This is a genomic window from Gilliamella sp. Gris1-4, from assembly GCF_001690335.1.
Lineage (GTDB): Bacteria > Pseudomonadota > Gammaproteobacteria > Enterobacterales > Orbaceae > Gilliamella > Gilliamella apicola_P.
Genome location: NZ_LZHA01000004.1, coordinates 16,562 through 28,065, shown reverse-complemented (window position 1 = coordinate 28,065; position 11,504 = coordinate 16,562). Strand labels below are relative to the sequence as shown.

General features: G+C 33.3%; 8 protein-coding genes. 4 read left to right on the top strand and 4 right to left on the bottom strand.

What is annotated here, in order from left to right; all coding sequences use genetic code 11:
- Positions 1-470: 470 nt before the first annotated feature.
- The 4 genes from A9G31_RS00310 to A9G31_RS00295 all read left to right on the top strand — a co-directional run bounded on the left by A9G31_RS00310 (position 471) and on the right by A9G31_RS00295 (position 7,589).
- Complete coding sequence (locus tag A9G31_RS00310; protein ID WP_065559922.1) at positions 471-1,430, top strand: CYTH domain-containing protein; 960 nt, start codon at positions 471-473, stop codon at positions 1,428-1,430.
- A 16-nt stretch (positions 1,431-1,446) separates the two neighbouring features.
- On the top strand, positions 1,447-2,448 hold the full coding sequence (locus A9G31_RS00305; protein WP_065559921.1) for a hypothetical protein: 1,002 nt from the start codon (positions 1,447-1,449) through the stop codon (positions 2,446-2,448).
- A gap of 71 nt (positions 2,449-2,519) precedes the next feature.
- On the top strand, positions 2,520-5,363 hold the full coding sequence (gene glnE, locus A9G31_RS00300; protein ID WP_065559920.1) for a bifunctional [glutamate--ammonia ligase]-adenylyl-L-tyrosine phosphorylase/[glutamate--ammonia-ligase] adenylyltransferase: 2,844 nt from the start codon (positions 2,520-2,522) through the stop codon (positions 5,361-5,363).
- Between the two features lie 63 nt (positions 5,364-5,426).
- The gene (locus tag A9G31_RS00295; protein WP_065559919.1) at positions 5,427-7,589 is read left to right on the top strand and encodes an extracellular solute-binding protein; all 2,163 of its coding nucleotides are present in this window, start codon (positions 5,427-5,429) and stop codon (positions 7,587-7,589) included.
- Between the two features lie 67 nt (positions 7,590-7,656).
- Here A9G31_RS00295 and A9G31_RS00290 read toward each other — a convergent pair whose 3' ends face one another.
- From A9G31_RS00290 to yeiP, 4 genes are all read right to left on the bottom strand, one after another.
- The gene (locus tag A9G31_RS00290; RefSeq protein WP_065559918.1) at positions 7,657-8,877 is read right to left on the bottom strand and encodes an MFS transporter; all 1,221 of its coding nucleotides are present in this window, start codon (positions 8,875-8,877) and stop codon (positions 7,657-7,659) included.
- A gap of 10 nt (positions 8,878-8,887) precedes the next feature.
- Positions 8,888-9,718 carry an MBL fold metallo-hydrolase gene (locus A9G31_RS00285; RefSeq protein ID WP_065559917.1) on the bottom strand — a complete coding sequence of 277 codons (831 nt, stop codon included), beginning with the start codon at positions 9,716-9,718 and terminating at the stop codon, positions 8,888-8,890.
- Between the two features lie 253 nt (positions 9,719-9,971).
- Positions 9,972-10,868 (bottom strand): tRNA 2-thiocytidine(32) synthetase TtcA, encoded by an 897-nt coding sequence (ttcA, locus tag A9G31_RS00280; RefSeq protein ID WP_065559916.1) that lies wholly within the window; start codon positions 10,866-10,868, stop codon positions 9,972-9,974.
- A gap of 14 nt (positions 10,869-10,882) precedes the next feature.
- Complete coding sequence (gene yeiP, locus A9G31_RS00275) at positions 10,883-11,455, bottom strand: elongation factor P-like protein YeiP (RefSeq protein ID WP_065559915.1); 573 nt, start codon at positions 11,453-11,455, stop codon at positions 10,883-10,885.
- Positions 11,456-11,504: the final 49 nt, after the last annotated feature.

Genomic DNA, 11,504 nt, shown 5'->3' with positions numbered 1-11,504 from the left:
CAACTAAGCAGTTTGCGTTGTGTCGGAAATACAATTTTGTATACAACAAATTTGAATATTTGAGCAAATCAAAAAAAGACCCAAAAGGTAAATATTATGGATGATACGAATGCTTAAGTAGGCAACATTCTGTAGCTAAAATATAGATTTTTTGGCATTTTGCTTAAAACGTCAGAAACCACCACACCAACAAACATCCTATTTAACCATAACAATTTGATTTAATTAAAAAATTCAATAAAATCAATAGTTTATCGGAGCGATTTTTATGAGAAAAGACTAACTTCTGTCATGTCAAGCGTAGGTTATCTAAGAAAATTTGTTTAATTTCCTAATTCGGGCATTATCATTATAACCATTTTGAATTACAAACACTGATCGACAAAAATGCCTACTCAATGCATCTTTGAGTATATTTCTAAAATTATTCAATATATGATATAGCAAAATTACCAATATAAAACAAAACAATGAGTAACGAAATCGAATTAAAATTTGAAATCAATACCAACGATATTGCCAGTTTAAAAAATTATTTAGATCAATGGGCGGATTGTGACGAGGCCGAATTTTCGGCATCATTAGCATTATCATCAACAAAACGCAGTGTTACTAAACAAAACTTGACCAATACTTATTACGATACTAGTGATTACTATCTGCGTAATCATGGTTGTGGGCTGCGTGTAAGAGGGTGTGATGATAATTTCACAAAACGTTTTGAAATCACATTAAAGCGTGACAAAAAATCGATAGCAGGGTTGCATGAGCGTGCAGAATTTAATGTCGATTTACCTAATTCAGTCCCCGATTTAACCGTATTACCTTTCCATGCTCTGCCAAATGACTGTGATATTGCAGAGCTACAACAGAATTTACGGCCTTTGTTTACCACCAATTTTGAGCGGCAAGCGTGGTTAATTTCGTTTGCAAGTAGTGAAATTGAAGTTGCGTTAGATCAAGGGCAAATTAGTTCACATAATCAATCTATCCCCATTAAAGAAGTTGAACTTGAAATCAAGCAAGGCAATAAACATGATTTACTTAATTTTGCTATTGAGCTAAGTCGATTTAATCTGCATCTATTTTCACAAAGCAAAGCTTCTAGAGGTTATCGATTACTGAACAATCTGCCATCTAAAAAGTGCGATTATGCGCTTTCAAACCAATGTGATTTGCCTAAATTGCTTGAGTTTTGGCAACAAAACGAAGAATATGCGCTAGAAGTGGATGATTTGGAATACTACAAGCAAACTTTAAATCAAGTAAATGATCAGTTAATCAACAAACCGCTTTCTAACGAGATAGAGTTTGCTCAATGGCAAGCAGCATTGTTGGTTATTAATTCTGTAAAAGAATTTGCTTTTAGTGAGATAAATACGAAGCTAAAACTAATGCTAATTATTGCAATAAATAAAACGAACGTATAAATATAAGGATATAGAGATGAAAAAGTCATTTTTTAAATTACCTTTATTACTCGTTTTATTTTATTGGATATTTAATATTGCTTTTGTTATTACTTATCGTGTTGGATTTGATGATTATTTTTTTATATCGTCAGATATGACAACCTATCAGATTATTATAAAATTTATTAAGCAAATATTACTCAATTTCTTTTTACAGTTGCCTAGTTCATTTTTGCTATTTACGACTTCCGTATTGTTATTGAACAAATATAATATTAACCAAATCAATCAAAAAAATATTGTCAATAGTTTATATTTTTCTGCATTAATTACATTAGGCGATATTGTTGGCCGATTGTATTGTTACCCCTATATTTATGAGTGGGTGCAGTCTGGACGACAATATTTAAATCCCAATATATATTTCTTTTTTCCTAACTATATAACTAATCTTTTAAAGATAACAATAGGTTATTTTTTTATAGTATTGTTAACTTGCTTTAGCATCAAATTGTTTAATAAAAGTTATATGCATAACGACAATGCATTAACTCAAAAAGAGAGCCAACAACTACATTTAGGTTTATTTATAGCACTTTATAACTGCTATTTTCTTACTACATTATTTGCGCTAATTTTTTTAGATGAAGATATGTATTACAGTTTTAAAAAAATCATTATTGATATAGTTGGTTTAACTGTATTTTTATCAATTGTGAATTTACTTGGTTATTTTTTGTTAAGACGATGTTTTACTGGCGTAACGGAAACTATCGCTTTTAAAAAGCTTGTTTTTAGTTCAATAGGCATTTTTCTATTAAATCTTCTATTAAATTGTTTATTATTGAGCGTATTAGTCATTTTTAGTATTTCATTAATAAATCATTTTGAATATTGGAGAAAAATAAGTGACTTAGAAATAATAATGATTTGTTTTATGATGGTAGTAATTTTATTTATTTCAAGCTGTGTATTAGTGAGAATAGCGGTTAAACAGCTATTTGGTAAAATGAATAAAAATTATCAAAATATTTAAGTCTAAATGTAATTATTTATTAACTAGCACTGATTTTTATTATTGTGAATGAATTCTAAGAGAGCTTGCCTATGTCTGAATTTAACTCGTCGTTTTCTTCTTTGCTTGAACAACAAAAGCAAAAAGTCGCCCTTCAACTTGACCAATGCAATCTGGCTCAAGTGCAAGCTCACCTTGATATTTTGGTGCAGAGTGACTTTTTGGTCGATGCGTTTTGTCGATTTCCTAATTGGTTTGCAGACATAATACAAAACCCACCGCAAGCCGACGAAAGGCAATTTTATCAATCTTGGCTAGATGCGCAATTGTCAGGTGTGGCCGATGAAGCTATTTTTATGAAAACGCTTAGGCTGTTTAGGCATTTTATGCTAGTGCGCCTCGAGTGGTCACAATTGGCAAAAATAAGTCATGATGAGCAGATATTATTGCAACTGACCGAATTGGCCGAGGTGATTATTGTTACAGCCCGTGATTGGCTTTATGAACTTAGTTGCAAAGAGTGGGGAACACCTTACAATGCTCAAGGTCAGGCGCAGCCACTGCTGATTTTAGGTATGGGTAAATTGGGAGGTGGGGAGCTGAACTTTTCTTCCGATATTGATTTGATTTTTACTTATCCAGAGCATGGGCAAACAAAAGGTGGTCGGCGAGAATTGGATAATGCTGTCTTTTTTACTCGATTAGGTCAACGCTTAATTAAAGCGCTCGATCAAATTACCGAAGATGGTTTTGTGTATCGTGTGGATATGCGCTTGCGGCCACTTGGTGATGGCGGACCTTTGGTGCTGAGTTTTTCTGCTATGGAAGATTACTACCAAGAACAAGGACGCGATTGGGAACGTTATGCAATGGTTAAAGCTAAAGTGCTTGGTGATCAACAATCTCCTTATGTCAGTGAGCTTTATCAAATGTTAAAACCATTTGTCTATCGTCGCTATATTGATTTTAGTGTTTTACAATCATTGCGTAATATGAAAAGCATGATTGAACGTGAAGTGCGTCGGCGAGGATTGAAAAATAATATCAAACTTGGAGCTGGCGGAATTCGTGAAATTGAGTTTATCGTTCAGGTTTTTCAACTTATTCGTGGTGGGAGAGTAGTGGGATTACAAACACGTTCACTACTTACGGCTTTATCTGTTATTGAACAAGAGTCATTACTTAACACTGATGAAGTAATTACACTTCGAGAAAATTATTTCTTTTTACGCCGTTGTGAGAATATACTACAAGCTATTTGCGATGAGCAAACCCAAACACTACCTGATGATGAGCTCGATCAATTACGTTTAGCGACAAGTATGGGATTTGCTAATTGGGAAGAATTTGAGCAAAGTTTATCCAAACGGATGCAAGTTAATCGCCAAATTTTTAATGAACTTATTGGCGAAAACGAATCAGAATCTACCTCAACGACCAAACCTTATAATGATCAATTTGATGATCTTTGGGGACCTGATCTTCAAATAAGTGATGTCAAGCAAATATTACCGGCTTATTCAGATACAGAAGTTAAGCAACTTCATCAATTGTTAATACAGTTTCGTAATGATATTGGTAAACGCACCATTGGTGTACGAGGGCGTGAAATACTCGATCAATTGATGCCACGTTTATTAGAGTCAATTTGTAGCGAAAAAACAGCAATATTGGTTTTATCAAGAATTTTGCCTTTACTAGTTAATATTGTAAGTCGCACTACTTATCTAGAATTATTACTAGAATATCCAACAGCTTTAAAACAATTAATTCGTTTATGTAGCGCATCGCCAATGATTAGCGATCAACTAGCTCATTATCCTATATTGTTAGATGAACTTATTGATATTAATTCACTTTATCAAACTGTTGCGCCTGATGAGTATAAAAGCCAGCTTTATCAATATTTATTGCGTATTGAAGTTGATGATGAAGAGCAACAACTTGAAGCTTTACGACAATTTAAACAGATGCAATTGTTGCATATAGCTGCTTGCGATGTTGAGCATGTATTAACTACCATGAAGGTCAGTGATCACCTAACTTATGTGGCTGAATCATTATTAGATTTTGTAGTACAAATGGCTTGGAATCAAATGGTTACTCGCTATGGGAGACCAGAATATTTGGCTGATAATGATAAAGGATTAGTTGTGGTTGCCTATGGTAAATTAGGTGGTTGGGAGTTAGGTTATGGTTCAGATTTAGATTTGGTTTTTTTACATGATTGTCCAGTTAATAGTATAACTAACGGCAATAAGCAGATAGATAGTCGTCAATTCTATTTGCGTTTAGTTCAACGAATTATTCATCTATTTAATGTTCGTACTAGTTTTGGGATTTTATATGAAGTCGATGTAAGGCTTCGCCCTCAGGGTGATGCAGGATTGCTTGCTTGTAGTTTAGATTCGTTCGAAGATTACCAAATGAATGAAGCTTGGACTTGGGAGCATCAAGCCTTAGTGCGTGCTCGAGCTGTATATGGTGAAGGTGAATTAATCAAACGCTTTAACCAAATTCGGCATAATGTACTTTGTAAAAAGCGTGATGAAGTTGTATTAAAAAAAGAAGTGCGTGAAATGCGTGAAAAAATGAGAGTACATTTAGGTAGCACTCAAAACAATTTATTTAACTTAAAAATTGATGAGGGTGGTATTGGTGATATTGAGTTTTTATCGCAATATCTTGTGCTTAATTATGCTAATAAATATCCTAAAATGACAAAGTGGAGCGATAATGTTCGGATTTTAGAACTTGCGACAAATTATCAAATAATGGATGGTCAAGAAGCAGAGCAGCTAACACAAGCCTATATCGATATGCGCAACAAAATTCATAGATTAGCATTGCAATTAAAATCTAGCACGGTTAATAGTTCGCAATTTGTGCAAGAAAAACAAATAGTCAACCAATGCTGGCTAAAATGGTTAACTTGATTTTTGTGTTAGTAACTTAATTTGGTAAAAGGTGTTGTTTTAATTTTCGGAGTTTATAACTAAATGACAACGATCAAAGATATAGCTAAACAAGCAGGAGTATCACACGGTACGGTTTCAAATGTACTTAATGGTCGTGGAAACGTTAGTGTTAAAAAAATTAAATTAGTGGAAGATGCTGCTAAAAAGCTAGGGTATCAGCTTAATTTGCAAGCAAAAATACTAAAAGAAGGTGCGGCAAAAACAATTTCAGTTGTTTTGCCTAATGTCACATCTCAGCAATATGCTAACCTTTATGATGGATTATTTCATGATTTAAATCAGCTTGGTTATGAACTAACGTTATATCTAACTTATGATTCCAAGGAACTAGAACAAAAATTTATTGCACAGATAGCTGTTAAGCGAGATTATGCAGTGATAGTCGTTAGTACTTTAGATAATGCCAACAGTTATTACCAAAGAATCAAAATAGCTAAAGATAAAATTATTTTTGTTTATCGCAAACCTAAATCGGCTTTGCAATTTATTACGTTGGATTATGAGAAGGCTGGTGCTGATATTGCTAGTCAGATAATGAAACATGATTATAAGCGTATTGGTTTATTGAGTAATTCTGAACATCATACTCATGCACAATCTTTTAAAAAAGGTTTGCAAAAGGCCTTTAATGCACAAAATTATTTTATTGAATTAAAAAGTATTGAATCAATTCCGTCAAATAGTACTTATAATTTGTCTTTCAGTTTTTTTACAAAAGAATCTGAAACTTTTGATGCGCTTATTACCATGGAGATTGAGCGTGCTCGTTATTTGCGCAATGCTAGTTATTTTGGAAGCTTGCAACCTTGTCCTCCTATTTATACGCTTACTGATGATAGTTTTTTTTATGAAAATAATTTTTATCAATATCATATGAATTATGGTATGTTAAGCCAGCAAATTATTAACTTAATCAAAGGGGAACAAGTTGTTAAATTAGATAATAAAGGATTTTTCTTACTGCCTGATCAGATTGCCAATACCCAATTTTATAACAATGAGGAAATTAATGTTTTAATTATACCTAGTCCATCAACGGAGGCTCTAAAAAAGTTACTTCCACATTTAAAAAAAACGAGCGGAATAAAAGTTAATTTAATAATTGAACCGTTTGATAAAATTTATCATATCCTTAATAATCTTGAACAACATAAACAAATTGACATTATTCGTATTGATATGGCTGGATTACCTTGGTTTGCTCCAAAGGTTTTTAGACCATTATCTGATTTAAATTTTAACTTGAATAATTTATTTAATCGCTATTTACCTGAAATTGTTAAACGATATAGTTATGTTAACAATACGGCTTATGCACTTCCTTTTGATCCCAGTGTACAGATGCTTTTTTATCGTAAAGATTTGTTTGAAGATCCCTTAATTAAACGATCCTATTTTGAAAAATATCGTCAACATTTAGAAGTTCCAGTTGATTTTAAACAATTTAATAAAATTGCTAGCTTTTTTAATCAAACACAAAATCCTGAATCACCAATAGAGTTTGGTAGTTGCATAACCCTAGGTAATGACGAAATTATTGCATCTGAATTTCTAGTACGTTATTACGCTCAGGGAGGTAAGCTATTTAGCAACCAACAATTAGGTTTAGATTTTTCAATAGCTATTGATACATTGACGCAATTACACTCTTTTATGCAGATTGCAAACAAAGTAGATACCGCATGGTGGCAAGAGTCAGTTAATCAATTTGAGCAAGGACGGTTGGCAATGATAATGGTCTACATGAATTTATTTAGTTATATCAATAATCGAAATATTTTGCCTTTGGTTGGGTATGCTCAAGTACCTGGCAATAGACCATTATTTGGTGGGGGCTCATTAGGTATTTCAAAATATAGTAAAAAAATAGTTTCGACAACATTATTTTTTGATTGGATTTATTCTAAAGAAATTAGTGAACAAATTGCATTATTAGGGGGTACAACTGCACAAAATAGTACTCTTCAAAACCAACGAATTATAAAGAGTTATCCTTGGTTGAAATTAGCACAATTACAGTATGTAAATGGAAATCGAGAAAATTATATAGGTAATCAAGCTATTAATTTAAGGCATATTGAACATATTATTGGTCATTATTTATCGAAGTGGATTATAGGAAAATATAGTTCAGAGCAGGTTATTTTTAAAATTAACTCTCATATAAAAAAAGAATACTGCTAATGACGTTAATATTATTAGCAGTATAGTGTGCGTTATATCAGTATTTAGTTTATTTATTGCGTTTTAATTATGGATTCTTTTTAGAGGTCATAATAATATCTTTATCTCTAAAGAAGAACCAAAATCCAATAGCAACGATAGCAGCTACAACAGCTGGGTAGATCCAAAATTCTTGCCATTGTGGACCCGCATTTGGTAGTTTTTGTTCAGTAACTACTCGGTTATTAATAAATCCACACACTGATGCCGCCATAAATACACCAAATCCATTGGAAACAATAAAACGTAATCCTTGAGCTTGAGCTTTAATTTCAGGACCTGCTTTTTTATCGACATAAATATCTCCAGCGGTAAAAAAGAAGTCCCAGCAAACTCCTTGTAACAGTAAAGCTCCAATAACATAAAAGATTGTACTACCTTCAGCTGTCGCAGCGAAAGATAACATTAAACTACGGATGATCCAGCAAATGGCACCGAACAAAATAATCTTTTTAAAGCCAAAGTGTCCCAATAAAAATGATAAAAGGAACATAAATAAAACTTCGGTAGCGATAGCAATTTGCATCATTGATGCAGGTTCAAGACCAAGTACTGGTAAATACACTGGCAAATAAGCACTATAAGCAGTTTTTGTTATCATCAATATAAAAGTTGATAACATGAAGATGCTGAAATATTTATCTTTAAATAATGATAATGCATCTAAACATAGTGCGTCGTGGATTGAAAATTTCTTATTTTTGCTTGTTGGTGGCGTGTTTGGTAGAGTAAAGCAATAAAGACCATATACGGCCGAAGCGCCTGCTGCAAGTAAAAATGAGTTAATTGAGCTTGAAAAACCAGTATAGCCAAGAATAAAACCGGCAATCATAAAACCAATGGTGCCAAACACACGAATGATTGGGAACCAACGTACACCATCAATATGCCTAAAACTGACACTATTGGCTAACGCAGTAGTTGGGTAAAAAAGTAATCCAACAATAAAGATCATAATTAAAAAGCCAATAATATTGTTACCTTCAATAAAATTAGGAATTAAAAACAGTACACCTGCATTAATAATGTGAAGTATCCCCATTACCTTTTGTGAAGCAATAAGTCGATCTGCAATCATACCAATAAATAGTGGTGAAATGATGGTTGCAATTCCTAATACAGAATAAGTTGTACCAACGATTTCTTTTAGCCCATAAGCGGCTAGCACAGCGCCAATAACCATATTCCATGCGCCTTGCACAAAATATTGTAAAAACATCATTACCAGTAAACGAGGTATTTTGAACATAGTAAGCTCCTTATTCAATTATTTTTATTAAGCCGTCATAAGCAACTTCAATATTGTAAGGTTTAAAAATATCAACTAATTCATCGTGCATAAAGCCACTGCTATGAGAGTGATGAGAAGTGATGAGTTGCGTATTACTATGAAAAATGCCTTCATCAAGCATCCGTTTTTGTGCCGATATTACTGATTCAATACTCATATGATTATTAGTACGATCATTTTGTTTATATCCATAGGTACACTCAAAAATCGCCAAATCGATTTTTTTACCACTATTTTTTAGCCATTGCCAAGTTAGTTCAGGGAAATATCCAGAATCATGACCGTGAAGAATGATTTTACCTTCTTTTTCAATCAAATAGATATAGCAAAATTCCCATTTAGCATGATTAGCAAGTAATGGTGTAACTGTATACTCGGCTGATGTTATAACAGATTGAAATGGCACTAATAAATTGAATACAAAACGCTCATTGCTATATCCCGGTAACACATCCAAGCAGCCATTGATAGCAATATCGTTACCGTATACATAAAGTGGATGAGTGATATTAAATCCATAGTCCACCATACGGCTAAACAAATCCCCTACATTGAAGTGATCTGGATGAGTATGAGTAAACAGTAGATCTTTTATTTTAGTGACATCGATATTTTCACGCATTACTTGATAGCTAAATTCTGGAGCAAAATCAATTTGCATTATGTCATCAATGATAACAGAACTACGCGTGCGTATATTTTTTCCTTTTATAATGCGCGATTTTTCGCATATTTTGCATTTACAAAATGGATTGGGAATACCTTCAGATGCAGCTGTTCCCAAGAATTGTAATTTCACATTGTTCTCCTATAAGTTTAGCTTGCCACTATTGAGTTTTTTGCCAGTTTATCAAAATTGGAACGTTTCAATTTTATTTTACGATAAATAATTCTACAATAAAAAAAACGTAATTTTTTACTAATGCGTGAGCAAGATCATAAATTTTAGAGGAGAATATTATCGGTGAATCAAAAAATTTCACCGATAACTTTTGAGCTGTTTAAGTTTTGGCTACCATTTAACAAAATAATTGCTTTATTGATGGGATTCGCTATTTTGCTTCCTTCCATAAAATCATATCTTGTTTTTCAAGTTCTGAAGCATCAAAGCCGATGGCTGATTCCATATCTTCGCGGTCAAAAGCAATATCGCCACCATTAACGGCAAGATCACCTTTTTTAATTCTTTTGAAATCAAACAAATTGGTATCACACAGATGGGATAGGGTGATGTTTTGTGTTGCTCGGAACATGGTTTCAATGCGTCCGGGGAACTTTTTATCCCATTCATTGAGCATTTCTTTAATTACTTTCCTTTGTAAGTTGGGTTGTGAGCCACAAAGATTACAAGGAATAATCGGAAATTGTTTAATTTCAGCGTATTTGGCGATATCCTTTTCTTTGCAATAAGCCAGTGGTCGGATAATGATATGTTCACCTGAATCATTCATTAGCTTTGGCGGCATTGCTTTGAGTTTGCCACCATAGAACATATTTAAAAATAGTGTTTCTAAAATATCATCACGATGATGGCCAAGGGCAATTTTTGTTGCACCAAGTTCGGTCGCTGTGCGATATAAAATGCCACGACGTAGCCGTGAACAAAGCGAGCAAGTTGTTTTACCTTCAGGGATTTTATCCTTGACAATACCGTAGGTGTTTTCTTGCACGATTTTATATTCAATGCCTAACGAATTTAAATATTCAGGCAATACATGTTCAGGAAATCCTGGTTGTTTTTGATCTAAGTTAACCGCTATTAGATCAAAATGTACTGGTGCACTGATTTTTAAGTTGATAAGAATATCAAGCAAAGTATAACTATCTTTACCGCCTGATAAGCAAACCATAATACGATCGCCTTCTTCGATCATATTAAAGTCAGCGATTGCTTCGCCAGTTAAGCGACGCAATCGTTTATGTAGTTTATTTTGATTATATATATTCATTACGATTTTATTGGTTATTCGGCACGGCTCATGTAACGGCGTTCAGCAATATGAATTTTAACTCTTTCATGGTTATCAATATATTCTGGAACCTGAATTACAAGCCCAGTTGATAAAGTAGCTGGTTTAGTTCGCGCACTAGCTGAAGCACCTTTAATACTTGGCGAGGTTTCAACAATATCAAGTTCAACAGTCTGTGGCAATTCCAAGGCAAGAACTTCACCATCAGCCATTAGCACTTGAATACCATTCATACCGCCTTCAGGGATAAACAATAATTCATCTTCAATTTGCTCTTTTTTGAAGATATAAGGAGTATAATCTTCATTATCCATAAACACATATTCATCACCATCAATATACGAAAAACTAACAGGTCGACGGGATAGTTCAATTGTTTCGAGGATATCATCACCTTTAAAGCGTTCTTCAACTTTTCCACCATTTTTTACATCGGTAAAACGCATTTTATAAAGTGTACTGGCACCCCGTGCAGTTGGACTTTGAACATCAATATCTTTAACAAGTAATAATTTACCATTATAGGTGACTGCATCACCACGTTTTATTTCATTTGCTTTAGCCATAATATTTATTCTTCACGATTAATAAAAAGGTTAAAAAATTAGCTCGCTA

Excerpts from the sequence above, each read along its gene's own strand:
- A9G31_RS00310 (WP_065559922.1), top strand. The coding sequence starts at position 471 with ATGAGTAACGAAATCGAATTAAAATTTGAAATCAATACCAACGATATT.
- A9G31_RS00305 (WP_065559921.1), top strand. The coding sequence starts at position 1,447 with ATGAAAAAGTCATTTTTTAAATTACCTTTATTACTCGTTTTATTTTAT.
- glnE (WP_065559920.1), top strand. The coding sequence starts at position 2,520 with ATGTCTGAATTTAACTCGTCGTTTTCTTCTTTGCTTGAACAACAAAAG.
- A9G31_RS00295 (WP_065559919.1), top strand. The coding sequence starts at position 5,427 with ATGACAACGATCAAAGATATAGCTAAACAAGCAGGAGTATCACACGGT.
- A9G31_RS00290 (WP_065559918.1), bottom strand. The coding sequence starts at position 8,877 with ATGTTCAAAATACCTCGTTTACTGGTAATGATGTTTTTACAATATTTT.
- ttcA (WP_065559916.1), bottom strand. The coding sequence starts at position 10,868 with ATGAATATATATAATCAAAATAAACTACATAAACGATTGCGTCGCTTA.
- yeiP (WP_065559915.1), bottom strand. The coding sequence starts at position 11,455 with ATGGCTAAAGCAAATGAAATAAAACGTGGTGATGCAGTCACCTATAAT.